The sequence below is a fragment of the Cyanobium sp. Cruz-8D1 genome (genome assembly GCF_024345975.1).
Taxonomy (GTDB): Bacteria; Cyanobacteriota; Cyanobacteriia; order PCC-6307; family Cyanobiaceae; genus Cyanobium.
In genome coordinates this window covers 1-22,684 of record NZ_JAGQCD010000009.1, presented here as the reverse complement: position 1 = coordinate 22,684, position 22,684 = coordinate 1, and the positions used below count along the sequence as shown (strand labels likewise).

23 protein-coding genes, 1 tRNA gene and 1 pseudogene are annotated in these 22,684 nt (G+C 69.8%); 13 read left to right on the top strand and 12 right to left on the bottom strand.

The window, feature by feature from the left end; all coding sequences use genetic code 11:
- Positions 1 to 14 precede the first annotated feature (14 nt).
- Positions 15 to 2,096 carry a cation:proton antiporter gene (locus KBZ33_RS07530; RefSeq protein WP_254951885.1) on the bottom strand — a complete coding sequence of 694 codons (2,082 nt, stop codon included), beginning with the start codon at positions 2,094 to 2,096 and terminating at the stop codon, positions 15 to 17.
- A 128-nt stretch (positions 2,097 to 2,224) separates the two neighbouring features.
- Between KBZ33_RS07530 and KBZ33_RS07525 the strand changes: the two genes are divergently transcribed.
- Positions 2,225 to 3,532, top strand: a complete 1,308-nt coding sequence (locus KBZ33_RS07525; RefSeq protein WP_254951884.1) for a Rieske 2Fe-2S domain-containing protein — start codon at positions 2,225 to 2,227, stop codon at positions 3,530 to 3,532.
- Positions 3,533 to 3,551: 19 nt separating this feature from the next.
- Here KBZ33_RS07525 and KBZ33_RS07520 read toward each other — a convergent pair whose 3' ends face one another.
- Positions 3,552 to 4,202, bottom strand: a complete 651-nt coding sequence (locus KBZ33_RS07520) for a ParB-like protein (RefSeq protein WP_254951882.1) — start codon at positions 4,200 to 4,202, stop codon at positions 3,552 to 3,554.
- A gap of 84 nt (positions 4,203 to 4,286) precedes the next feature.
- Here KBZ33_RS07520 and KBZ33_RS07515 point away from each other — a divergent pair, with 84 nt between their 5' ends.
- Positions 4,287 to 5,402 (top strand): sirohydrochlorin chelatase, encoded by a 1,116-nt coding sequence (locus KBZ33_RS07515; RefSeq protein ID WP_254951880.1) that lies wholly within the window; start codon positions 4,287 to 4,289, stop codon positions 5,400 to 5,402.
- A gap of 390 nt (positions 5,403 to 5,792) precedes the next feature.
- A complete protein-coding gene (locus KBZ33_RS07510) occupies positions 5,793 to 6,026 on the top strand; it encodes a DUF2811 domain-containing protein (protein ID WP_254951878.1) in 234 nt (77 codons plus the stop codon).
- A gap of 156 nt (positions 6,027 to 6,182) precedes the next feature.
- On the opposite strand, the gene KBZ33_RS07505 is transcribed toward KBZ33_RS07510, so the two are convergent.
- From KBZ33_RS07505 to KBZ33_RS07480, 6 genes are all read right to left on the bottom strand, one after another.
- Positions 6,183 to 7,853 (bottom strand): GMC oxidoreductase, encoded by a 1,671-nt coding sequence (locus KBZ33_RS07505; protein ID WP_254952067.1) that lies wholly within the window; start codon positions 7,851 to 7,853, stop codon positions 6,183 to 6,185.
- 182 nt (positions 7,854 to 8,035) lie between these two features.
- A tRNA-Met gene (locus KBZ33_RS07500) sits at positions 8,036 to 8,112 on the bottom strand.
- Positions 8,113 to 8,177: 65 nt separating this feature from the next.
- Positions 8,178 to 9,161: an asparaginase gene (locus KBZ33_RS07495; protein WP_254951876.1), complete on the bottom strand. Its 984-nt coding sequence runs from the start codon at positions 9,159 to 9,161 to the stop codon at positions 8,178 to 8,180.
- Positions 9,162 to 9,192: 31 nt separating this feature from the next.
- Complete coding sequence (locus tag KBZ33_RS07490; RefSeq protein ID WP_254951874.1) at positions 9,193 to 9,711, bottom strand: CGLD27 family protein; 519 nt, start codon at positions 9,709 to 9,711, stop codon at positions 9,193 to 9,195.
- Between the two features lie 11 nt (positions 9,712 to 9,722).
- Positions 9,723 to 10,109: a ribosome silencing factor gene (gene rsfS / locus KBZ33_RS07485; protein ID WP_254951872.1), complete on the bottom strand. Its 387-nt coding sequence runs from the start codon at positions 10,107 to 10,109 to the stop codon at positions 9,723 to 9,725.
- Entirely contained in the window at positions 10,102 to 10,737 is a 636-nt protein-coding gene (locus tag KBZ33_RS07480) for a DUF3318 domain-containing protein (RefSeq protein WP_254951871.1), read from the bottom strand. Before KBZ33_RS07480 ends, rsfS begins: the two co-directional genes overlap by 8 nt.
- 122 nt (positions 10,738 to 10,859) lie before the next feature.
- On the opposite strand from KBZ33_RS07480, the gene carB reads away from it, so the two are divergent.
- From carB to KBZ33_RS21795, 4 genes and pseudogenes are all read left to right on the top strand, one after another.
- Positions 10,860 to 14,183, top strand: coding sequence for a carbamoyl-phosphate synthase large subunit (gene carB, locus KBZ33_RS07475; protein WP_254951870.1), 3,324 nt, complete (start codon positions 10,860 to 10,862; stop codon positions 14,181 to 14,183).
- A gap of 22 nt (positions 14,184 to 14,205) precedes the next feature.
- Complete coding sequence (locus KBZ33_RS07470; protein WP_254951868.1) at positions 14,206 to 14,883, top strand: DUF3386 domain-containing protein; 678 nt, start codon at positions 14,206 to 14,208, stop codon at positions 14,881 to 14,883.
- Positions 14,884 to 14,915: 32 nt separating this feature from the next.
- Positions 14,916 to 15,863 (top strand): annotated as a pseudogene (locus tag KBZ33_RS07465) (hypothetical protein); the annotation flags it as partial.
- A gap of 212 nt (positions 15,864 to 16,075) precedes the next feature.
- Positions 16,076 to 16,267 (top strand): ABC transporter substrate binding protein, encoded by a 192-nt coding sequence (locus KBZ33_RS21795; RefSeq protein ID WP_396108145.1) that lies wholly within the window; start codon positions 16,076 to 16,078, stop codon positions 16,265 to 16,267.
- 19 nt (positions 16,268 to 16,286) lie between these two features.
- Here KBZ33_RS21795 and KBZ33_RS07460 read toward each other — a convergent pair whose 3' ends face one another.
- Together KBZ33_RS07460 and KBZ33_RS07455 are read right to left on the bottom strand one after the other, a co-directional pair.
- Positions 16,287 to 16,508, bottom strand: a complete 222-nt coding sequence (locus KBZ33_RS07460; protein WP_254951865.1) for a DUF6447 family protein — start codon at positions 16,506 to 16,508, stop codon at positions 16,287 to 16,289.
- A gap of 40 nt (positions 16,509 to 16,548) precedes the next feature.
- Entirely contained in the window at positions 16,549 to 18,288 is a 1,740-nt protein-coding gene (locus tag KBZ33_RS07455) for an ABC transporter ATP-binding protein (protein ID WP_254951863.1), read from the bottom strand.
- A gap of 39 nt (positions 18,289 to 18,327) precedes the next feature.
- Between KBZ33_RS07455 and KBZ33_RS07450 the strand changes: the two genes are divergently transcribed.
- The 3 genes from KBZ33_RS07450 to folP all read left to right on the top strand — a co-directional run bounded on the left by KBZ33_RS07450 (position 18,328) and on the right by folP (position 20,207).
- Positions 18,328 to 18,546: an RNA-binding S4 domain-containing protein gene (locus tag KBZ33_RS07450; protein ID WP_254951861.1), complete on the top strand. Its 219-nt coding sequence runs from the start codon at positions 18,328 to 18,330 to the stop codon at positions 18,544 to 18,546.
- 10 nt (positions 18,547 to 18,556) lie between these two features.
- Positions 18,557 to 19,318 (top strand): triose-phosphate isomerase, encoded by a 762-nt coding sequence (gene tpiA, locus KBZ33_RS07445; protein WP_254951860.1) that lies wholly within the window; start codon positions 18,557 to 18,559, stop codon positions 19,316 to 19,318.
- Positions 19,319 to 19,406: 88 nt separating this feature from the next.
- Positions 19,407 to 20,207, top strand: coding sequence for a dihydropteroate synthase (folP, locus tag KBZ33_RS07440; RefSeq protein ID WP_254952065.1), 801 nt, complete (start codon positions 19,407 to 19,409; stop codon positions 20,205 to 20,207).
- Between the two features lie 14 nt (positions 20,208 to 20,221).
- Here the strand turns inward: folP and KBZ33_RS07435 are convergent, their stop codons facing one another.
- Positions 20,222 to 20,500 carry a hypothetical protein gene (locus tag KBZ33_RS07435; RefSeq protein ID WP_254951859.1) on the bottom strand — a complete coding sequence of 93 codons (279 nt, stop codon included), beginning with the start codon at positions 20,498 to 20,500 and terminating at the stop codon, positions 20,222 to 20,224.
- A gap of 138 nt (positions 20,501 to 20,638) precedes the next feature.
- Here KBZ33_RS07435 and KBZ33_RS07430 point away from each other — a divergent pair, with 138 nt between their 5' ends.
- On the top strand, positions 20,639 to 20,842 hold the full coding sequence (locus KBZ33_RS07430; RefSeq protein WP_254951858.1) for a hypothetical protein: 204 nt from the start codon (positions 20,639 to 20,641) through the stop codon (positions 20,840 to 20,842).
- Positions 20,843 to 20,848: 6 nt separating this feature from the next.
- Here the strand turns inward: KBZ33_RS07430 and KBZ33_RS07425 are convergent, their stop codons facing one another.
- Positions 20,849 to 21,337, bottom strand: a complete 489-nt coding sequence (locus KBZ33_RS07425; protein WP_254951857.1) for a LexA family transcriptional regulator — start codon at positions 21,335 to 21,337, stop codon at positions 20,849 to 20,851.
- Positions 21,338 to 21,417: 80 nt separating this feature from the next.
- Here KBZ33_RS07425 and KBZ33_RS07420 point away from each other — a divergent pair, with 80 nt between their 5' ends.
- Complete coding sequence (locus KBZ33_RS07420) at positions 21,418 to 21,912, top strand: cupin domain-containing protein (protein WP_254951855.1); 495 nt, start codon at positions 21,418 to 21,420, stop codon at positions 21,910 to 21,912.
- A 446-nt stretch (positions 21,913 to 22,358) separates the two neighbouring features.
- Positions 22,359 to 22,684: DUF4912 domain-containing protein (locus KBZ33_RS07415; protein ID WP_254951854.1), on the top strand; the 326-nt coding region annotated here is incomplete at its 3' end.

Genomic DNA, 22,684 nt, shown 5'->3' with positions numbered 1-22,684 from the left:
ATCAGCGCAGTGGATCAGTGGAGTGGATCACTGATCACCAGGGCCGAGCAGCGCAGGCGCCGCAGCAGGCTGGTGGCCTGGTCACTGGCGGGAATCGGCAGACCCTCCACTAGGCGCCGCAGGGAGCGCAGGATCACAAGATCGTGGCTTTCGCTGCTGCGCTCGATCGCCTCGGCCACGTTCTGGTGGGCCAGAAGCTCCACCGTGACCGGCACGCCCCCACCGCCCCTGGAGGGGGAGGGAACCCACGCCTGCAGCTGGCGGGCCAGCTGCAGGCGTTCCGCCTGGGGCAGCCAGGGCTCGTGGATGTGCAGCAGGGTGATGGCGGCACCCTCCCCGGGGGGGCAGGCGCTGAGCAGCCGCTCCGCCAGCTGGTACTGCTCCAGGGCGCCGGCGGAGAGGTCCTTCACGGGGACGAGCAGCCGGCGGAAGCTGGCCGGGTCGTCCCGCAGCCGGGCCATCACCACCGGGCAGTGGGCCTGACGGCAGATGGCGGCCACCAGATCCCCGAACAGCCAGCGCCCAAGGCGCGGTGCTGCCGCCACGCCCACGAGGACCAGATCGGCCCCCTGTTCAAGGGCGGTGCGGGCGATGCCGCCGGGGATGTCGTTGTCGACCCGCAGCAGCGAGCGGCTGGGCACCCCCGCCGCCGCGGTGAAGGCATCAGCACGCTCCAGCAGCTGGCGCCCCTCGGCCAGGGCCCGGTGCACCACCGCCTGGGCGCCGCGGCCGGCTTCGGCCTGGCGCGGCGACACCACCGAGAGGGGCAGCACCGTGCCTTGGCGGCCTGCGTCCCCGTCGATCAGCCGCCCGGCCAGCACGAGCAGGGGTTCCTCGCTGCGGGCCTCGCTGATCGGCACCAGCACCCGCAGGGCCCGTCGCACCAGGGCCAGCTGACCACTCTCCTGCAGGCTGAGGTCCCGCGACCGGCGGTTGGCCATGCGGGTCATCGCCACCGAGGTGAGGATCGGCCCCAGGGTGGCGGTCACCACCATCAGGGCCAGGACGCTGTTGAGCATCCGCTCATCCAGCAAGCCCTGGCGGAAGCCCACATAGGTGGCCGCCAGGGTGGCCGCCACCTGGGGGAGCGAGAGCGACCACAGGGTCAGCATCTGGGGCCCGTCGTAGCGGTAGAGCAGACCCGACCACCAGGAGGCCAACCCCTTGCTGGTGATCAGCGTCAGGATCAGGGCGATGGCGAAAACCGAGCCCGTCATTGTGCTGAGGAACACCGGCACGTCAAGCAGCAGACCGAGGTCGATGAAGAACAGCGGGATGAACAGGCTCGCCCCCACGACCACCACCTGCTCCTTGACCCGGCCCTCCGGCAACACCCCGTTCACGGCCAAGCCGGCCAGGAAGGCGCCGACGATCTTCTCCACGCCGGCCAGCTCCGCCCCCACCGCCGCCAGGAACAGGGCCAGCAGCACCGCCACGAACAACCGGCTGTCGCCATCAACGCTGCGGCGGATCAGGCCGCGGCCCAGCTGCCGGATCAGCAGCATCACAGCGGCGGCGTAGAGGGCCACCTTGAGCAGCAGGGTGACCACCCCCGGTGCGCTCAGCTGGCCCTGCCCCAGGCTGACGCAGAGGGCCAGCAGCACCAGGGCGGCGATGTCGGTGAAGATCGTGCCGCCGATCGCCACCGTGACGCACTCCTCCCGCATGGCGCCGAAGCTGCGCACGATCGGGTACCCCAGGGGGGTGTGGGAGGCGAGGATCGAGCCGATCAGAACAGCGCTGACGACTGGGTAGCCGTAGGCGAATCCCAGCACCGTTCCCGCCAGCATCGGCAGGGTGAAGGTGAGCAGGCCAAAGCGGAAGGAACGGGCCCGGATCCGCTGGAACTCCCCCAGGTCGATCTCCAGCCCGGCGATGAACAGCAGATAGATCACCCCCACGTCCGAAAGCAGCCGCACCGTCTCGTTGCTGGAGACGAGCCAGGCGAGGCCATGGGGACCGATCGCCACCCCGGCCAGCAGCAGTCCCACCAGGTCCGGCAGCCGCAGGGGCCGCACCAGGGGCGGCACCACCACGCTGAGCACCAGCAGCAGGGCGAAGATCGCCAGGGGATTGCCGGCCAGGAAGGTGCCCACGGGTTTGGGAAGGGGTGGCAGGAGTGTCTTCCAAGACGTCCTAGGAGCGCCGCCGCCGCTGGCAGCGGCCCTGGCGGCGTCTTGTAACGGGCCCGCATCCGTGCCAGCCCCCCAGCAGAATCGGACCCATGACGAGCACCGCCTGGCACCAGCACTGGTATCCGGTGGCCTATCTGCGGGACCTCGACCGCAGCAGGCCCACCGCCTTCACGCTCCTGGAGCAGGACCTCGTGCTCTGGTGGGATCACGCGGGCCAGAGCTGGCGTGCCTTTGCCGATGTCTGCCCCCACCGCCTGGTCCCCCTCAGCCAGGGGCGCCTCAATGGGGCCGGCGAGCTGGAGTGCCCTTACCACGGTTGGACGTTCGCCGGCGATGGCCACTGCACCGCCATCCCCCAGGTCGAGGCGGGGGCCACCCCCAGCGCCGTGCGATCCAGCTGCCGGGCCTATGCCACCGCCGAGGGCCAGGGCCTGCTGTTCGTGTTTGTCGGTGAGGCGGCCGCAGCCGCAGCGGTGCCCCTGCCCCTGGTGCCGGTGCTGGAGGAGCCGGGCTGGTTCGTGCAGGACACGTTCCGGGATCTGCCCATGGATGCCCTCACCCTGCTGGAGAACGTGCTTGATGTGAGCCATGTGCCCTTCACCCACCACCGCACCGTGGGCAAGCGGGAGAACGCTGCCCCGGTGGTGGCCTGCCTCACCAGTGCCGGTCCGGAGGGTTTCACGGCCCTGTGGCAGGAAGGGCCCCGCAAGGGCACGCTCGGCAGCCAGTCCACCACCTTCGCTGCCCCCGGCCTGATGTGGCACGAGCTGACGGCGCCGGGCTTCGCCCGCATCCTCACGGTGGTCTACGCCACGCCGATCCGCCGTGGCGAATGTCGCCTGTTCGCCCGTTTCCCGTTTCAGTTCGAATCCAAGCTGCCCCCCCTGCTGCTGGGGCTACGCCCCCTGTGGCTGCAGCACATCGCCAACCACACCGTGCTGGAGGACGACCAGGTGTTCCTGCACTGGCAGGAGCGGGTGCTGGAGCAGCGGGGCCGCAGCGATGGGGCCGAGCGGGCGTTCTTCCTGGCCAGCAGCGCCGACGTCTACGTCAAGGCCCTGCACGACTGGGTCAACGGCCACAATGGCGACCCGTTCCCCGGCCAGCCCCTGCCACCCCGCCTCGACCAGACGGCGCTGATGGACCGCTGGGTTAGCCACGGGGAGCACTGCGCCGCCTGCCGTGGCGCCCGGCGGGGGTTGCGCCGCTGGCGGCCGCTGCTGCAGGCGATTCCCTGGCTGGCCCTGCTGGCGATCGCCTGGTGGCAGACCCCCCAGGCGCTGGTCGTGGGGCTGCTGCTGGCCGGAGCTGCTTTGCTTCTGGCCCAGCGCTTCGATCGCTGGGAACGGCTGCTGCTGGCGGGCGATGGCGAACCGCCCCGCAACAGGCCCGACTGAGGCCTGCTCAGAAGGGGGTTCAGCCCTTCCAGCCGGCCAGGTGGGAGGCGGATCCGGAGCGCACCAGGGAACGGGCGGCGGCCAGGGCCGGGGCCAGATTGCTGGAGCTGAAGGGGGGCAGGGGCCGGCTGCGCAGCCAGGCTCCCCAGCGGAACTCGTGGAAGGGGATCAGGGGGGCCGGATCGATCATTCCCTCCTTCTTGAGTCGCCACACCAGGGAGCGGTAGGGATCGTCCTGGAGATCCGGCAGCCGCTGCGGCAGGGCCGCCGGCGCCAGGGGGCCATGGCCGCGGCCGTCATAGAGGTACAGCCATCCCCGCTCCTGCAGTTCGGCCAGCACTGCCTTGGGTGGGTGTCCAGGCAAGTCCAGCACCAGATAGCCATAGGCCAGGGCGGCCGGATCGATTTCGATCAGGCCCCGCAGGCGATGGTGACGGTCGACCATCCAGAGCTCGCCAGCCCCACCGCGCACCAGGGGCACGGGCTTGCCGCGCAGGTAGCGCAACCGTTGCTCGGCCGTTTCCTGGGAGAAGTCCTGCTGGCGACTGCGCACCTCCGCCAGGCCGACGCACATCTGGGTGGGCTGGAGGTCGGCGATGGCCACGGTGAGCAGCTCCGCCCTGGGGCCCGGTGGGGGCAAAGGCCGGTAGGGGGGAAGGTGCAGGCTCATGGGTGCCGGTGGCTGGCCCCCATCCTGACGGCTTCCCGCTTTGTCCCAGCCGCGGGAATAGGGTCAATCCACGTGCAGATGTTCATGATCACCGCCCCTGAGCGAGACGGCGCCCTGGCGGGACCCCATGGCCCGATCGGTGTGCTGGTCTGCGGCCATGGCAGTCGCAACCGTCTGGCGGTGGCCGAATTCGCCTCCCTGGCCCACCAGCTGCAGCACCACCTCGATCCGGTGCCCGTCGACCACGGCTACCTGGAGTTCGCCCGGCCGATCCTGCGCGACGGCCTGGACGCCCTGCGCCGGCGAGGCGTGCGCCATGTGCTGGCGGTGCCGGCGATGCTGTTCGCCGCCGGCCATGCCAAGAACGACATCCCCTCGGTGCTCAACACCTATGCCGCCGAGACGGGGCTGCGCATCGACTACGGCCGCGAGCTGGGGGTGGATCTCAAGATGATCCAGGCCGCCGCCGCCCGCATTCGCGCCAGCCTCGAGGCCGCCGATGCCGCGGCCCTCGCGGAGGGTCGCAGCCCCGTTCCGCTGCACGAGACCCTGCTGGCGGTGGTAGGCCGCGGCTCCTCCGACCCGGATGCCAACTCCAACGTGGCCAAGGTGACCCGGATGCTGGTGGAAGGCTTTGGCTTCGGCTGGGGGGAAACGCTGTATTCCGGTGTCACCTTCCCCCTGGTGGAGCCGGGCCTGCGCCAGGCGGTCAAGCTCGGCTACCGGCGCATCGTCGTTTTCCCCTATTTCCTCTTCTCCGGGGTGCTGGTGAGCCGGATCCGGCAGCACAGCGAACGGGTCGCCGCCGACCATCCCGAGCTGGAGATGGTCCAGGCCGGCTACCTCGGTGACCATCCGCTGGTGCTCGACACCTTCCGGGAGCGGGTCGCTGAAGTGCTGGGGGGAGACGCCAACATGAACTGCTCCCTGTGCAAGTACCGCGCCCAGGTCCTGGGCTTCGAGCGTGAAGTGGGGGCGCCCCAGCACAGCCACCATCACCACGTCGAAGGTCTGGTGGAGAGCTGCACCCTCTGCGAGCGGGAGTGCACCGGCGCCTGCCAGCCCGATGGGGTGCCCCTGCCGGTCGGTGGCTCGGCCCCAGAGCATGACCAGGCCAAGGGGGGCCATCACCACCATCCGATCTATCCCCACGCCGACCATCCCCTGGGTCCCCTCACCCTGCGGCGCACGACCGACTGATTGTCCACGTCAGGGTCCGCTGGCCTCGCCGGTCTCAACCAGCGATGAGTCTGGAGAGACTCTTATCTGATCAATGTTTCCGATGGTTCGGGGTTTTCCCCCACAGGGATGCCGTTTTCCCCCGTTTCACGGGGCTTTTTCCACAGACAGGGCTGTTCCGGCTGGCCTGGGACGCGGGGGCTGGGGAAAGTGAGTGATTGCTCGGAACAGCCTTGACAGCCTTCGCCAGCAGCCATCGGCGGCGGGCATGTTGCGGGACACCTCGGCCATAGCCCAGTTGGGGCAACGAGTCTCATCAACCCGGCCCCATGGTTTCGCCCCTGAAGGCGTTTTTGACGCTGGGCCTTGCCTGTGGCGTACTTGGGGCGACCCCAGCCGACCCGGACCAGCATGGCCATCGATCCAGAGTGCCCGGGGTGCGTCGGCGACGAGGCGAGCGTCAGTCTTGAAGCCGAGGTACCGGAGGTGCTCTACGAAGGCATGCGCGATTTCATCGACACCCATCCGCACTGGGATCAATACAGCGTCATCACCTCGGCTTTGGCTGGATTCCTGTTCCAGAACGGCTGCCAGGAGCCCGTCGTTTCCCAGCACTACCTCGACGGACTCTTTCTGAAACCCTGAGACAAAAAAAAGCGAGGGTGCCAACCCCCGCTGATGGTTTTCTCCCTTGCCCGACCCTTTGGAGGTCGCCCCGCCATTGTGCGCACGCTGCGCGAGGAAGACTGTGGTGATTGACACCACCTTCCGCCTCCTGTGACGGCTCCCTGACCGACGTGGTCAGCTTCGCCGCATCCGGTCCGCGGCGGCGGCGCAGGCGCGCCAGGTGATCGCCATCTCGGTCAGGGTGGGGCTCTGCCAGCCGGCGCTGGGCCAGCAGGCGCCATCCGTCACCAGCACGTTGGGGGCCGCCCAGCAACGGTTCCAGGCGTCGACGACGCCCGCCTCCGGGGTGCTGGCCATGCGCGCCCCGCCCAGCTCGTGGATGTAGTACCCGGGCGGCGGCGCCTCGGGGCGCACCGCCAGGCTGGTGCGGATCAGGGGCTCCAGCAGGGGCAGCATGAACAGCTCCTCGATCGGCCGGATGCGGCCTCCCGCGCAGGCCACCACAGCCTCCATGCGCGCCTGCATGTGGGCCACCATGGCCTGCTCGTTTGTGCCCCAGCGGCAGTCGATGTGGGGGATGGGCAGGTCCCAGGCATCGGTGCGGCCGCCATCGAGGCTCACATGGTTCTCTGCCCGGGCCAGCACTTCCCCATGGCCGATCAGGAACCCCACCGCCTCCCCGGGGCGGCGCCTGAGGAGCGCAGGGGGATCGAAGCGCTGCAGGGCCGCCCAGATCCCGTAGCCCCGCAGGAAGTTCTCCTGGCTGTTCGCGTCGAGATTGACCGTGTTGGGGATGAAGCAACTGCCGGCACCGGAGAGCTCGGCGGGTTCGGCTGGGGCAGGGATGGCGGGGATCGAGAAGAACCGGCTGGTGGAGATGTGGTCCATCAGGAAGCGGCCCAGGCTGCCGGAGGGATCGCTGAGGCCACCGCTGCGGATGGCGTCGCTGGAATGCAGCAGCAGACGCACGGTTTCGATCGTCGAGGCGCAGAGCACGATCAGGGGGGCGGCGATCCGCTCCCGCCGGCCGCTGCTCGCCTCCACCAGCACCACCGCTTCGGCGCGGCGCCCCCCCGCCCCCATCTCCAGATGGCTCACCACCGCGCCGCTGCGCAGCTGCACCCGACCGGTGGCCAGGGCCCGGGCCAGGCTGAGGCCCTGGGCGCTGGAGGGGGGCCAGGGGGCCGCCGGGGTGGGCCTGTGCAGGCGAAAGCCGCGGGAGTGGATCAGCGGCAGGCCCAGGTCCCTGGCGATCGCCCCCTGCAGATGCCGCTCCCCCGGCGTGAACGGCAGCGGCGGCAGGAACTGACCGTCAGGAAGCTGGCTCAGGCCATCCCTCTGGCCATGGACCCCCAGCAGCGTTTCCAGCCGGTCGTAGAAGGGCTCCAGTTCGGTGCTGCCGATCGGCCAGGCGGGGCCGTGCCCGTCCCGCAGGGCCGCCTGGAATTCCGCCTCCGACAGCCGCAGGGTGATCCCCCCCCAGGTGAGGCTTTTGCCGCCCACTTGGCGCCCCCTTGTCCATAGGAAGGGAGCCTCCGGGGGCGTGCTGTAGGGGTTCTGGCGCTCGTCGACGAACAGCTCCGGATTGTGCTTCCAGAACCCCGGATGGTGCCGTTGCAGGCGCTGGCGGCCGCTGCTGAGGTGGGCGAGGCGGCGCAGGCTGTTGAGTGGCTCGCTGCCTAGGGCCCGCCGGGCGGAGAGCTCCGGCCCCGCCTCAAGGACCAGAACTCGCAGACCTGCTTCGGCCAGCACCATGGCGGCCACCGATCCGTTGGCACCCGCCCCCACCACCACAGCGTCCAAGGGGGTCTCGCTGCCGGTGGAGAGGGATGGGGCGGCGATCATCGGCAGGCGAACCGGTCTCGGCATCATGCAGGAGTGGCGGCTGGCCGGCCGCCTGATCCGGAATCTGAGCCTGTACGGGAAGCAGGGCCTGGATCGGGGTGGTTTTCGTGCCCATAAAACATCAACCCCCCAGCCAAAGCTGGAGGGTTGATGGATGCAAACCCTTTGAGGGGTTCTGGAGTTGGTGGCGGGGAGGAGATTTGAACTCCTGACCTTCGGGTTATGAGCCCGACGAGCTACCAGACTGCTCTACCCCGCGTCGCACCAACAGATCGTATCAGCCGATGCGCCCGCCCCCGGATCGGCTGATGGGGGAAGGGCGCCTCAGGAGCGGGCGCCGTCGAAACGGAGCTCGCCGATCACCTCCAGGCGCAGGTGGTCGGCGGGCGCGAGATAGCGCTGTCGCAGTTCCGCCAGGGTGGTCGGCGTGAGCCATTCGAGTTGTTCCAGCAGGTGCAGGGCCACGGCCTGCTTGGCCCGCCGGGCCCCGTCGTCGACCTTGATGGCCACCCCCATCCCTTCGCCCACCCGGCTCAGGCACTGGATGCCCTCCGCCCCGCCCTTGCTCAGCACCTGGCCATGGCCCAGGCGCATCACTTCGGTGTCGAACGCCCCTTCGCCGGCGATCAGATCGGGGTGGGCGAGCATCGCCCGGCTGAGCCGCTCCAGGTCGGCCTGCTCACCGCCACCGAGATGGGCGAACAGCAGGGCCATCTGGGCCAGCTGCAGCTGCAGGGTCGGGGCGCCGCAGTCGTCCCGGGCGCTGATCAGTTCGGCGCCCGGCAACCCCAGCAGTTCCCCGACCCGCTTGACCACCGCCTGCTGCAGGGGATGGTCGGCCTGCAGATAGCTCTCGAGGGGCCAGTGCATCTGCCGGCACGCAGCCAGGAAGGCCGCGTGCTTGCCGGAACAGTTGTGCTGCAGCGGACTGCTGCCCCCGGCCGGGGTCGGGCACTGGAGGTCCTCGGTGTCGAGCTCGGCCCCCCAGAGCAGCTTGAACGCTTCCCGGGCCTGCTGGGCGGTGCCGGCATGGGAGGCACAGGCGATCGCCAGGCCCCGCTCCCCGGCCCCCATCCGATCGGCGGCACCGCTGCCCACGAAGACGGTGGCCTGGAAGGGCTTGAGGGCCGAGCGCACGAAGCTCAGTTGCTGGGGGTCACCGGCGCGCATCAGCACCCGTCCCCGCTGGTCGCAGACCACCGCATGCACCCGGTGCCGCGATTCGACGATGCCGTTGCGCAGCAGGCGGACCTCCAGGGGGGGAATGCCGGGACGGGCCGGGCCGGCGAAGCTGGAGGACAGGGTCATGGCGGTGCGAGAAAGTCCATGGAGGCCGGGTTCAGAGAGCCTGGCAGAGCCCCGTCCCGAGCAACATCAGGGCGATGGCCACGGCAATGGCCTGGCGCAGGCGGGCCAGCACCGGTTGCACCTGGTGGCGGGCCACCAGCAGGTCCTGCTGGCGCCAGGTGATCGGCTTCTCCCACACCTGGCCGTCGTACCAGCCCGATTCCTCGTACGCGACCTTTTCCGAGACCAGCCGCTTCTGGACGTAGGTCCAGCCGAGCCACTGGCGCAGCAGCAGGAACATCGGCAGCAGCACGGCGGTGGCAGCCGCAGCGACCACCAGCCGGGGCGGATCGTGGCGCAGGGGGATGCTGCCCCCCGCCACCAGCAGCGCCAGGGGGAAGGACAGCAGCCAGGTGAGACCGAGGGGGCGCCAGAGGCCCCTTGGGCCAGCGGCAGGCCAGCGAAAGAACCAGGAGTGGCTGAGCTGGTCGTATTCCTGCAGAGGACGCTGGGCCGGGGGCACCGGACAGGGGGTGTCCTGGCTGGGCAGGCTGGGTGTGCCGGCGGCCATCTGACCTTCCCTCAGCCGCCGACCTGGCTGGTGCCGCTCACCTCGACCGGGGAGCCGACGAAGCGCTCCTGCTCCCCATGGCCCCAGAAGGCTTCGAGGTCGTAGTAGCTGCGTTCCTGGGGGGTCAACACGTGGACAATGAGTTCGCCGTAGTCGAGCAGCACCCAGCGGCCCTCGCTCTGGCCCTCGCGCCGCAGGGGCAGGCGAGCGGCGTCGGTTTCGAGCCGGTCTTCCACCGAGCGGGCGATGGCTCGCACCTGCACGTCGCTGAGGCCGCTGCAGATCACGAAGAAGTCGGCCAAGGACGACACCTCATCCACCCGGATCAAGCGGATGTCGACGGCCTTGCGGTCATCACAGGCCTCGGCGGCGAGCAGGGCGAAATCGCGACTATCCATAGACGTTCTCACTGGTGACCGATTGGCGGGAGCCCTGTTGCTGGGCCATTTCGGCACGGGCCTTGCCGGCACTCTTGCGCAGGGCCTCAAGGCGATCCTCGTAGAAGGTGCGGCGCCGCTTCTTGCGGGTCTGCTCCACCAGCTCCTTGAGGGCACCCCCGAGGCTCTTGTAGGCGTTGGGAAGGCTGTAGCCGAAACGACAGGCCAGGTCGATGGCGCGTTCGTCGGCCAGGATGGCGTCCTGCAGACGCTTCTCGGAGTTGTTCTTGAGATAGAGGCGGTAGCCGGCGAAGCCCGACAGACCGAGGGCCATCACCAGCAGCAGACCGTCCTGCACCCAGAGTTCGCCGATGGCGCCGCCCAGACCGATGGCCAGGGCCGCCATCTCCCAGCCATCCCTGGGGATCGCGTCGTTCTGGACGCGGCCCACCTCGTGCCAGAAGAGCAGGTTGCGGTGATCGAGGGCCAGCCCATCCCACTTCTCGAGATCCACCTGGATCTCCACTTCGTCACGGCCGATCTCCTCGATCGTCACCAAGGGGGGATCGACGGAGGCGGCCGCTTCCACGAACACCCAGCTCTGCATCTCAGGGGGCAGCAACCCCTTCAGGCGCTGGAGTTCGCTCATCGGCGGCGTCTCGGGCGAAGGTATCCCGTCAGATTAGCGATTGCGTGCAGTGCCAGCGCGCCGGAGAGGCCGGTCGGGACGGCGACCGTGAGAGGCTGGGCGCGTTTGCCCGTCCACGCCCTATGCCCCGCCGCACGGATCTGAGGCGCATCCTGCTGCTGGGGTCGGGACCGATCGTGATCGGCCAGGCCTGCGAGTTCGACTATTCCGGCACCCAGGCGTGCAAGGCCCTGCGGGCCGAGGGCTACGAGGTGGTGCTGGTGAACTCAAACCCGGCCTCGATCATGACCGATCCGGACCTGGCGGATCGCACCTACATCGAGCCCCTGACCCCCGAGGTGGTGGCCCGGGTGATCGCGGTGGAACGGCCCGATGCCCTGCTGCCCACCATGGGGGGCCAGACCGCCCTCAACCTGGCCGTCGCCCTGGCCGAGAACGGCACCCTGGCCGCCTATGGCGTCGAACTGATCGGCGCCGACCTCGCGGCGATCCGCAAGGCGGAAGACCGGCTGCTGTTCAAGCAGGCGATGGCCCGCATCGGCGTGGCCGTCTGCCCGTCGGGGATCGCCAACGACCTCGAGGAAGCCATTCGCGTCGGCGAGGACATCGGCACCTATCCGCGCATCATCCGCCCCGCCTTCACCCTGGGGGGATCCGGCGGCGGCATCGCTTACAACCCCGAGGAATTCCAGGCTTTCTGCAAAAGCGGCCTGGAGGCCAGCCCCGTCTCCCAGATCCTGATCGAGAAGTCACTGCTGGGCTGGAAGGAGTTCGAGCTCGAGGTGATGCGGGACAGCGCCGACAACGTGGTGATCGTCTGCTCGATCGAGAACCTCGATCCGATGGGGGTCCACACCGGCGATTCGATCACCGTCGCCCCCGCCCAGACGCTCACCGACCGGGAGTACCAACGCCTCCGCGACCAGTCGATCGCCATCATCCGCGAGATCGGGGTGGACACCGGCGGCAGCAACATCCAGTTCGCCATCAACCCCGCCAACGGTGACGTGGTGGTGATCGAGATGAACCCCCGCGTCAGCCGCAGCTCGGCCCTGGCCAGCAAGGCCACCGGCTTCCCGATCGCCAAGATCGCCGCCCGGCTGGCGGTGGGCTACACCCTCGATGAGATCGTCAACGACATCACCGGGGCCACACCAGCCTGCTTCGAGCCGACGATCGACTACGTCGTCACCAAGATCCCCCGCTTCGCCTTCGAGAAGTTCCGCGGTTCACCGGCGGTGCTCACCACCTCGATGAAGTCGGTGGGGGAAGCGATGGCCATCGGCCGCAGCTTCGAGGAAGCCTTCCAGAAGGCGCTGCGTTCGCTCGAAACGGGCCATGCCGGCTGGGGTTGCGACCGCCCCGACCGGCCCCTGGATCCGGTTGATCTGGAGCGCCAGCTGCGTGTCCCCTCCCCCGACAGGATCCATGCGGTGCGTGCCGCCATGCTCGCCGGCCGCAGCGATGAGGAGATCCACCGGCTCAGCGCCATCGATCCCTGGTTCCTGGCCAAGCTGCGCCGGATCCTGACGGTCGAAACCACCCTGCTGCGGGGGCGTTCTCTGGAGGCCATCGGGGCCGGCGACTTCCTGGAGCTCAAGCAGAGCGGATTCTCCGATCGGCAGATCGCCTGGGCCACCGCCAGCGACGAACTGACGGTGCGCCGCCGTCGCCAGGCCCTGGGGGTGCGGGCCGTCTTCAAGACGGTCGACACCTGTGCCGCCGAGTTCGCCTCTTCCACCCCGTACCACTACGCCACCTACGAGCGGCCCCTGGAGCGGCTCGAGGCCGACGGTTCCCTCGCCGTGCTCGCCCCCGAGGACGAGGTCAGCCCCGAGACCCGCCGCAAGGTGATGATCCTGGGGGGTGGGCCCAACCGCATCGGCCAGGGCATCGAGTTCGACTACTGCTGCTGTCACGCCTCCTTCGCGCTGCGGGCGGCGGGCTTCGCCACCGTGATGGTCAACAGCAACCCGGAAACCGTCTCCACCGACTACGACACCAGCGACCGCCTCTACTTCGAGCCCCTCACCCTGGAGGACGTGCTCAACGTCATCGAGGCGGAGAAGCCGGAGGGGGTGATCGTCCAGTTCGGCGGCCAGACGCCCCTGAAGCTGGCGCTTCCCCTGTTGCGCTGGCTGGCGAGCGAGGAGGGCAAGGCCACCGGCACCCGCCTCTGGGGCACCTCACCGGAATCGATCGACCGGGCCGAGGACCGGGAGCAGTTCGAGGCGATCCTGCGCCGCCTGGACATCCGCCAGCCCCGCAACGGCCTCGCCCGCAACGACGCCGAAGCCCGGGCGGTGGCGGCCACGGTGGGATATCCCGTTGTGGTGCGTCCCAGCTATGTGCTCGGCGGCCGGGCCATGGAGGTGGTCTTCGACGAGGAGGAGCTCAACCGCTACATGGTGGAGGCGGTGCAGGTGGAGCCCGACCATCCGGTGCTGATCGACCAGTACCTGGAGAACGCCATCGAGGTGGATGTCGATGCCCTCTGCGATCGGGAGGGGACGGTGGTGATCGGCGGTCTGATGGAGCACATCGAGCCGGCCGGGATCCACTCGGGCGATTCCGCTTGCGCCCTGCCGTCGGTGTCCCTGGGGTCCGAGGCCCTGGCCACGATCCGCCGCTGGAGCTCGGACCTGGCCCTGGCCCTGGAGGTGCGCGGCCTGATCAACCTCCAGTTCGCCGTGCAGAACGATGGCGCCGGCAACGAGACGGTGTTCATCATCGAGGCCAACCCGCGGGCGTCCCGCACCGTCCCCTTCGTGGCCAAGGCCACCGGTGTGCCCCTGGCCAAGATCGCCAGCCAGCTGATGGCCGGTCGCACCCTGGCGGAGCTGGGCCTGCTGGCCGAGCCCCAGCCACCCCGCCAGACCGTGAAGGAGGCGGTGCTGCCCTTCAAGCGCTTCCCTGGCGCCGACACCCTGCTGGGCCCGGAGATGCGCTCCACCGGGGAGGTGATGGGGATCGCCGCCAGCTTCGGCCTGGCCTACGCCAAGGCCGAACTCGCCGCCGGTGAACCCCTGCCGACCGCCGGCACCGTGTTCCTCTCCACCCACGACCGCGACAAACCGGCCCTGGTGCCGGTGGCCCGGAACCTGCTGGCAGCGGGCTTCGCCCTCACCGCCACCACCGGCACGGCGGCGATGCTGGCGAAGGCGGGCCTGGAGGTGGAGACGGTGCTCAAGGTGCATGAGGGCCGTCCCAACATCGAGGATGCGATCCGCTCGGGCCTGGTGCAGCTGATCGTGAACACGCCGGTGGGGCGCCAGGCCGCCCACGACGATCGCTACCTGCGCCTGGCGGCCCTCGACTACGCGGTGCCAACGGTCACGACGATGGCGGCGGCGCGGGCGGCGGTGGAGGCCATCGCCGCCCTGCAGCAGCAGCAGCAGGTGGAGGTGGCCGCCCTGCAGGACATCCACCCACCCTGGGTAGGGTGAGCGCCCGATCGTCCCTGCGCCCGTGACCAGCACCCTGGCCGCCCACCCCGTCGCCCCCGGCACCGACCTGCGCGAGGCCTTCCGTGCCGCCTACGAGAACCGCTACACCTGGGAGCCCGGCTTCGGCGGCTATGGCGGCCGTTGCGTCTGGGAGCAGGGCGACCGGGTCTTGGAGGGCACCTTCCAGGTCGGTGCCGACCTCAAGGCGGTGGTGGAGGGACTCAGCGACGCTGAGGTGCACAAGGCGGTGGCCTCCCAGCTCTGGGAAGTGGCGATCCACCGGGTGCGCCGCCCCTTCGAGCAGACCCACGGCGCCAACACCTTCACGGCCGGTGACACCGATGCGGTGGGCACCGAGGTGATCATGGGGGGCAAGGCCGAGGGCGACCGCTACCGCATCAAGGACAACGTGGTGACGATGGTGCACCGCCACATCCACGGCACCGTGGTGACGATCTTCACCGAGAGCACCACCGACACCGGCAGCGGCTATCTGAGCCACAGCTACACCAGCCGTTACAGCGATCCCGCCACCGGTGAGGCCCGCGGCGGCACCAGCCGCTTCACGGACACCTTCGTGCCCCTGGCAGGCGTGGGTCCCTGGGTGCTGAGCCAGCGGGTGGTGGAGACGGAGGCCCAGGGCGACACGCCGGCCAGCCGCCAGGTGTTTCAGTTCGAGGATCTCTCCCCCCTGGGTTAGGCCCGGAAGCGGGCGAAGGTCACAAGGCGCCGATGTTCTCCCTCTGGCTCGGCGCCTATGACCAGGGTCTGGCCTATGCCGGCCTGGCCCTGGGCACCTACCTGACCCTGCGCGTCCTCAAGTTCCCCGACCTCACCGTTGACGGTTCCTTCGCCCTTGGCGGCGGCACGGCCGCGATGCTGATCAGCCGGGGCACGCCGGTGCCCTGGGCCCTGGGCCTGGCGGTTTTGTTCGGCTGCCTGGCGGGGCTGGTGACCGGCCTGATCCACACCCGTCTGGGGGTGAATGATCTGTTTGCCGGCATCCTCACCACCACGGGCCTGTACTCGATCACCCTGCGCCTGATGGGGCGCTCCAGCATTCCCCTGCCGGAGACCCCGGCGGGAATCCAGGTCCTGCCCGACCTGGGCCTGGGTCTCGATGGCCGCTGGGCCGTGGGCCTCACCCTGGCGATGTTGGGCCTGATCCTGGTGATCAGCCTGCTGCTGGCCACTGATGTCGGCCTGGCCCTGCGGGCCCTGGGCGATAACCCCGCCATGGCCCGCGCCAACGGCATCAACCAGCGCCGGGGACTCACCATGGGCATCGCCGCCGCCAACGGTCTGGTGGCCCTGACCGGCGCCCTGGTGGCGCTGTATCAGGGTTTCGCCGATGTGACCTTGGGCATCGGCTCCCTGATCCTCGGCCTGGGCATGGTGATCATCGGTGACTCAGTGCTGCGGCCCCGCTCCGAGCCCTGGGCCTTGCTGGCGGTGGGAACGCCGCCGCTGCAGGCCGCCATGAAGGTGGCGCCCCAGACCACCCCGGTGATCTTCTGCTGTTGCTCCAACCCCTGGGGGGCGGGGGCCGGCACACCCCCCGGAGGCGTCGGTCAGCACCGCCCCAACGTGGTGGGCACGATCGGCACCAACCCCGTTGGCAAGGAACTGGATCTGGCCCGCCAGATCGACCCGGAGCTCAGGACCGTCGGCCTGATCTTCAACCCCGGTGAGCCCAACTCGGAGTACGAAGCCAAGGTGCTCAAGCAGGAGGCGGCCCAGAAGCAGGTGGACGCCTTCGTGAAGATCGGGGACTACGCCACCATCCAGGGGTTCGGCTCGATTGCCAAGGTGGGCCTCGAGAAGAAAATCCCCGTGTATTCGGTGGATGCCGACGACATCGCAACCTGCCCGGCTGCCTGGCCACGGTCGGCTTGTCCTACTTCGACGACGGTTATGCCGCAGGCAAATTGGCAGTGCGGGTGCTCAAGGGCGAATCTCCCGCCACGAGGGCCTTCGAGCCCCTCACCAAAACCGAGATGCTCGTGAACCGGGCCATGGCGGCCGCCATCGGTGTGACCTTGCCGGAGGCCGTGCTCAAGCAGGCCAAGGAGGTGGTGGGCTGAGGTCCAGCTTCCCTATGGCTCAGGGCAGCGGCGTGATGTCCTTCAGCTTGTCGTTGAGTTGGCTGGCCATCGCCTGCCGGCCCACGGCCAGAACCTTCAGGGTGTCTTCGTGCATGCGCAGCTGGGCGTCGGCCACCTGCATTCCCCGTACCAGTTCCTTGACGTCGTCGGGCAGGCCGTTGAGGTCGTAGCGGAGGCCCTCGAAGGTCAGCACGGGCGGTTGCTGGCTGGGTGTTTCCAAGGGGGGAGGAGCAATTGGCCGTCAGCCTAAGTGGCCGGGCTCAGGCCTCCAGGCGGATGAACTGGCGTTCGCAGAGTTCGCGGTAGCGCCCGCCGCTGGCCATGAGTTCGTCGTGGCTGCCCTGTTGGACGATGCGGCCGCCGTCGAGCACCACGATCAGATCGGCCTCCTGCACGGTGGCGAGCCGGTGGGCGATCACCAGCACGGTGCGACCGGCCATGGCCTGCTGCAGGCCCTGCTGCACCGCCTCTTCGGCCTCCGCATCCAGGGCGCTGGTGGCCTCGTCGAGGAGCATCACCGCCGGGTTGCCCAGCACGGCCCGGGCGATCGCCAGCCGCTGCAGCTGGCCGCCGGAGAAGTTGCTGCCCCGTTCCTCGAGGCGGCTGTCGTAGCCGCCGGGGAGGCTCTCGATGAAGTCCGCCGCGTTGGCCAGCCGGGCGGCCTGGCGGATCTGCTCACCGCTGGCGGGGCGACCGAAAGCGATGGCCTCGGCCACCGTGCCCGAAAACACGCTGCTCTGCTGGGGCACCAGGGCCACGGCGCGGCGCAGGTCCCGGGCCCGCAGGTCGGCCAGGTTCTGGCCATCGAGCAGCACCCGGCCGCTCTGGGCGGTGTTGAAGCGCAGCAGCAGGGAAAACAGGGTGCTCTTGCCGGCGCCGGAGGGTCCCACCAGGGCCACCACCTGCCCCGGATGGATGTGGAGATCGAGCTGGCGCAGCACCGGGCTGCCGCCCTGGTAGCCAAAGCTCACCCCGTCCAGCACCAGCTCTCCGGACACGGTTCCCAGGGGCCTGGCGTCGGGGTGGTCGGGCGGCTCCACCGGCTCGTTCTCGATCGCCCGCAGGCGCTTGAGCGAGGCCTGGCCCTGCTGGAACTCGTTGAAGTTGGTGGTGAGGTGGGAGATCGGATCGATCAGCATCAGCAAAGCAGCCACATAGCTGCTGAATCCCTGGCTGTCGAGGCCGCCCGCCTTGATCCGTGCCGCCCCGATCAGCAGCACCGAGAGGATGCCCGCCGCCTCGATGAAACCCACCACCGGGTGCTGCAGGGCCAACAGTTCCAGGGTGCGGTAGCGGGCGCGGCGGTGCAGGTCGATCTCGGTGTCGAACCGCTGCTGCAGCCAGGGCTCCGCGGCGAAGGCCCGCACCAGGGGCAGGCCGCCGATCGCTTCAGCCAGCAGGGCCGCCAGATCGCTGACCTGCTTCTGGCTGCGCTCGGCGGCGGTCATCACCCGGGCCCCGAAGGCGCTCACCATGAGCGCCACCAGGGGGGCCAGCAGCAGGGTGGCCAGGGCGAGGGGCCAGTCGAGCCAGACCATGTACCCCAGTACCACCACCAGCTGCAGGGCGCTGGGGGTGGTGTCCTGGATCGTCTTGTAGATCACCTCACCCACCCGGTCAGCGTCTTCGGTGAGCCGGTAGGTGAGATCGCCGGCCGACAGTTTCTCGAGGGCCCCGAAATCGAGCCGCTGCAGCCGGGCGAACAATTGCCGCCGCAGCTCCTGGCTCACCCGCAAGGCTGGTCCCGCCAGCAGGGTGTCCTGCCCGAACTGGGCGATCTTCTGCACCAGGAACACCGCCAGGGCCGCGGCGATGCTGCGCAGCACCTTGGTGAAATCGCCGGCGCCGATGGCCGGGATCAGCTGGCCCGCCAGCCACGCCAGCAGGGGCCAGCAGGCCACGAACACGAGCATGCACAACCCCCCGAGCAGCAGGGGTCGCCGATGGGGCTTCAGCAGCGGCCAGAGCCTGCGGAAGCCGGCCGGCGAGGGTGCAAGCATCGACGAACCCTATCAGCGCTCTCCGGGCGTCCCCTGACGGTGAAGCTGGATCAATTCCTCAAATGGCAGGGACTCGTCGGCACCGGCGGTGAGGCCAAGCAGCGCATCCAGCGTGGGGACGTGACCGTCAACGGCACGATCGAGACCCGGCGCGGCCGCCAGCTGGCCCCTGGCGATGCGGTGGCCATGGATGGCCGCGAGGTGCTGATGCTCTCCAGGCGCCTGGGTCGTGGGGGCGATGGCGGCATCACGCCTTAACCTGCCTCGAATGTCGCTGCCGGGAGACCACGTGCGCAAGGCCGTCATCGCAGGCAACTGGAAGATGCACATGACCTGCGCCCAGGCGCGGGCTTTTGCGGCCACCTTCCGGCCCCTGATCGCCGATCTGTCCGATGACAGGGAGGTGGTGCTGGCCCCTCCGTTCACGGCCATCCCCACCCTTTGCCGTCACCTGGCCGGCGCCGGTGTCGCCATCGCCGGCCAGAACGTCCACTGGGAGGAGAGCGGTGCCTACACCGGCATGATCTCCGCCCCCATGCTCCTGGAGCACGGGGTGACCCACGCGATCGTGGGCCACAGCGAGCCGCGCAAGTACTTCAGCGAAACCGACGAGCAGATCAACCTGCGGGCCCGCACGGCCCAGGCGACGGGTCTGATTCCGATCCTTTGTGTGGGCGAGAGCGACGACCAGCGCGAAGCCCGTGAAACCGAGCGGGTGATCCACCGCCAGGTGGAGCAGGGGCTGGAGGGCGTCGACCCCCTGCACCTGATCGTGGCCTACGAGCCCATCTGGGCGATCGGTACCGGCAAGACCTGCGCCGCCGAGGAGGCCAACCGCATCTGCGGCCTGATCCGCGGCTGGGTGGGCCACCCCGAGGTGGTGGTGCAGTACGGCGGTTCGGTCAACCCCGCCACCATCGACATGCTGATGGCCCAGAGCGACATCGACGGCGTGCTGGTGGGTGGCGCCTCCCTCGATCCGGTCAGCTTCGCCCGCATCGCCAACTACCAGGTGCCGGTGCCCGTCTGAGCCGCCTGCCCCTGCCCTGAACGCCGTGGGCGTCGTCCCGTCTGTCGCCCTACCACCCGGTTTCCGCTGGGGGGATCGGACCCTCGTGATGGGGGTCCTCAACCTCACGCCCGATTCCTTCAGTGACGGCGGCCGATTCGAGGCCCCCGAGGCGGCGGTGCGGCGGGCCCGGCTGCTGCATCGCCAGGGGGCCGACCTGCTCGACCTGGGGGGGCAGAGCACCCGGCCCGGGGCGCCCGAGGTCGGTGCCCAGGTGGAGATCGCCCGGGTGCTGCCCGGCCTGGGGCGAATCCTGGCGGCCCTGCCACCCCCGGCGGCCGGCGGCCCCCTGCTCTCGATCGACACCTTCCTCGCCCCGGTGGCCGAAGCAGCCCTGGCGGCCGGCGCCCACTGGATCAATGACGTCAGCGCCGGCCGCCGTGATCCCGCCCTGCTGACGGTGGTGGCGGCCGCGGACTGCCCCTGTGTGCTGATGCACAGCCGCGGCGACAGCGGCACCATGGACGCCCTGGCCCGCTATGGCGACGTGGTCGCCGAGGTACGTGATGAGCTGCTGCGCGCCACCGACCGGGCCCTGGCGGCGGGGGTGCGTCCGGAGCGGATCCTCTGGGATCCGGGGCTGGGTTTCGCCAAGACCACCGCCCACAACCTCGCCCTGCTGCGGGGGCTGGCCCTGCTGCGGGCCGAGGGTTTTCCCCTGCTGGTGGGGCCCTCGCGCAAGCGGTTCATCGGCGAGGTGCTGGCTGAGCCCCGCCCCCGGGCCCGCCTCTGGGGCACCGCGGCCGTCTGCGGCCAGGCCATCGCCGCCGGTGCCGATGTGCTGCGGGTGCATGATGTCGGGCCGATCGTGCAGACGGCCCGCATGGCCGATGCCCTCTGCCGCCCCTGATCCCATCCGGCCGATCAGTCCGGCAGAGCCTCCTGCCGCTCGCTCAGCATGGTCTGCACCATCAGCCGCAGGGTAGCCCGGTTGCCGCCGGCGGCCCGCCAGCTTTCCAGCCACTGGAGCAGCGGCGAGGTGGTCTCCGCGCCATCGCTCTGGCTGATGCCCAGCCGTTCCAGGAAGGCGCTGGCATCGTCGAGGCAGGAGCCGCCTTCGCCGAAGCCATCCAGCAACGGATCGAGGGCGGCCAGGAGGGTCTCCAGTTCGGCGGTGCTCAGCTCCGGCAGAGGCTCGATCATCGAAGCAGGCTGGGGCGGCGTTGCCGCTCATCGCCCCCAGCATGACGCCTGGACGGCGTTTTGCCGCCGTCCCGCTGCGGCCGCTCGCCGCCAACGCCCCTAGGCTGGGTTCAGCACAGCGCTGCAGCTGCTTCCACCGTGCTGAAACTCTGCCTGCAGGTGCTTGTCTGCGCCACCATCGCCCTGCGTTGCATGGTGATCTTCGGCCATCTGCGCAAGCTCTGGATGGCGGACGGATTGGCCGGTGAATTCCGGCGTGAGCTGCGCCGGCGCGGTCTGCTGATGTCGCCTCCCGCCCTTCCCAGCGATTCCCGCGCCCTGCCCCACCGCGCCGATCCGTGAGCCCGGTCAGCGACGTCTGGAGGGGGCGCCCGCCAGGTGATGCACGGCGTGGATCACGACGCCCCAGAGGTCCGCGCCATCACCACGGCCTTCGCGATCGCTGCCTTCGTCGCTGATCAGCACCAGGGGCGGACTGGTGCCGTCGCTGGCCACCAGCCACAGGCCGGTGCCGCGGCGGGCCAGGCGGCGCAGCAGGAAGGCGCCGCCGTGGACCGCCACCACCACCATGCCGGGACGGGGATCGACGCTGCGGTCGATCACCAGCAGGTCGCCGTCGACGATGCCGTCCCCCCGCATGGCATCGCCGCTGACGCGCATGAAGAAGGTGGACAGCGGCCGGGGGATCAGTTCCACGTTGAGATCGATGCGGGCCTCCACGTAGTCGTCGGCGGGGCTGGGGAAGCCGGCGCTGACGGCTTCGGAGGCCAGGAGACACAGGAGCGCCGCGGCTCCCTGGCGCGGGGGCAGTGGTACCTGGGGAGGGAGGGGAAGCATCGGCCCGCAGCAGTACGGATGTTCTACTCCGGGTGGCCGTTGCCGCGGGATCATCGGCAACGACCCCCTGCCGTCAGGCCATGGCTTCCCGTCCGGAGGCGTTGATCGCCCGCTTCGCCCTGCAGCCCCATCCAGAGGGGGGCTGGTACCGGGAGCTGCACCGTTCCGCCAGCCAGGTGTGCCGCAGTGACGACGGCAAGCAGCGTGCCGGACTCACGGTGATCGCCTTCCTGCTGACGGAGGGGCAGTGCAGCCGCTGGCATCGGGTTGAGGGGGGCGATGAGGTGTGGCACCACGCCGGTGGTGACCCCCTGGACCTCTGGCGGCTGCCGCCGCAGGGAGGCGCAGCCGAACGGCTGCTCCTTGCTCCCCTCGCCGTTGAGGCGACCGGTGATCCGGAGCCGAGCCCCCTGCAGGTCGTGCCGGCGGGCTGGTGGCAGGCGGCCCGCAGCCGGGGGCGATGGAGCCTGCTGCACTGCTGCGTGGGGCCGGGTTTCGCGTTCGAGGATTTCCGGCTGATGGCCGATCTCCCTCCGGCCGAGCGGCCGGCCGGCGCCGATCCGGCATGGCTCTAGGCCGTTCCGCCACCATGGAGGGGTGATGGATCGGGAGAGGGATGGGCTGTCCGAAGTGCGGCAGTTGGGCTGTGCGCGCCGACCGCAGCCTGGCGGGTCGCATGGTCTGCGCCCGCTGTGGCGAACCGCTGGGGATCGGCAGGGCCCGTCGGGTCGCCAGCGGCACGCGCCGTCGCGGGCCAGGGCGTGGCAACGCCCTGGCCCGCGACGGCGCTGGGGCCTCTGGCTGCTGCTGGGGTCCCTGCTGACGGTGTCGGCCCTGCTGGCCAGTGTTCCGGAGCGCCCGAGCCGGCCGCCGCAGCGCCGTGGGGCCGACCTCACGCGGGGCCCCGTGCTGCTGCGGCCAGGCGATCATGGCCGCTTTGGGGTTATCGGCATCTGCTGACAGGAGTGATCCCACCCTGATCCTCTCAGCGATTATTAAGATGTAACATTTTTGAATTACCATGGCCAGGACCAATCCGTTCGCGAACCTGGCCGACCTCAGCATGCGCCAGTTGCGCGAGCTGGCCAGGACCCTGGGCATTCAGCGCTACAGCTCTCAGGACAGGGACGCCCTCGTCGAGTCCATCGCCGATCGCTCGGGCGAGGCGGGCGCAATCCCGGCCGAATCTCCAGTACAGGCGGGGAGGACGGTGGCGGCCCTCGAGGCCGACATGGCCCCGGCCCCCCGGCCCGCCGCCGAGACCCGCGTCGTCTTCCTGCCCCGTGATCCCCAGTGGGCCTACGTCTTCTGGGACATCTCCGAGGACGACCGCACAGGCGCCCTCCA

Excerpts from the sequence above, each read along its gene's own strand:
- tpiA (WP_254951860.1), top strand. The coding sequence starts at position 18,557 with ATGTCGCTGCCGGGAGACCACGTGCGCAAGGCCGTCATCGCAGGCAAC.
- KBZ33_RS07505 (WP_254952067.1), bottom strand. The coding sequence starts at position 7,853 with ATGATCGCCGCCCCATCCCTCTCCACCGGCAGCGAGACCCCCTTGGAC.
- KBZ33_RS07490 (WP_254951874.1), bottom strand. The coding sequence starts at position 9,711 with ATGGCCGCCGGCACACCCAGCCTGCCCAGCCAGGACACCCCCTGTCCG.
- KBZ33_RS07515 (WP_254951880.1), top strand. The coding sequence starts at position 4,287 with ATGATCACCGCCCCTGAGCGAGACGGCGCCCTGGCGGGACCCCATGGC.
- KBZ33_RS07525 (WP_254951884.1), top strand. The coding sequence starts at position 2,225 with ATGACGAGCACCGCCTGGCACCAGCACTGGTATCCGGTGGCCTATCTG.
- KBZ33_RS07480 (WP_254951871.1), bottom strand. The coding sequence starts at position 10,737 with ATGAGCGAACTCCAGCGCCTGAAGGGGTTGCTGCCCCCTGAGATGCAG.
- KBZ33_RS07435 (WP_254951859.1), bottom strand. The coding sequence starts at position 20,500 with ATGATCGAGCCTCTGCCGGAGCTGAGCACCGCCGAACTGGAGACCCTC.
- KBZ33_RS07425 (WP_254951857.1), bottom strand. The coding sequence starts at position 21,337 with ATGCTTCCCCTCCCTCCCCAGGTACCACTGCCCCCGCGCCAGGGAGCC.
- folP (WP_254952065.1), top strand. The coding sequence starts at position 19,407 with ATGGGGGTCCTCAACCTCACGCCCGATTCCTTCAGTGACGGCGGCCGA.
- KBZ33_RS07420 (WP_254951855.1), top strand. The coding sequence starts at position 21,418 with ATGGCTTCCCGTCCGGAGGCGTTGATCGCCCGCTTCGCCCTGCAGCCC.
- rsfS (WP_254951872.1), bottom strand. The coding sequence starts at position 10,109 with ATGGATAGTCGCGATTTCGCCCTGCTCGCCGCCGAGGCCTGTGATGAC.
- KBZ33_RS07495 (WP_254951876.1), bottom strand. The coding sequence starts at position 9,161 with ATGACCCTGTCCTCCAGCTTCGCCGGCCCGGCCCGTCCCGGCATTCCC.
- KBZ33_RS07455 (WP_254951863.1), bottom strand. The coding sequence starts at position 18,288 with ATGCTTGCACCCTCGCCGGCCGGCTTCCGCAGGCTCTGGCCGCTGCTG.
- KBZ33_RS07520 (WP_254951882.1), bottom strand. The coding sequence starts at position 4,202 with ATGAGCCTGCACCTTCCCCCCTACCGGCCTTTGCCCCCACCGGGCCCC.
- KBZ33_RS07510 (WP_254951878.1), top strand. The coding sequence starts at position 5,793 with ATGGCCATCGATCCAGAGTGCCCGGGGTGCGTCGGCGACGAGGCGAGC.
- carB (WP_254951870.1), top strand. The coding sequence starts at position 10,860 with ATGCCCCGCCGCACGGATCTGAGGCGCATCCTGCTGCTGGGGTCGGGA.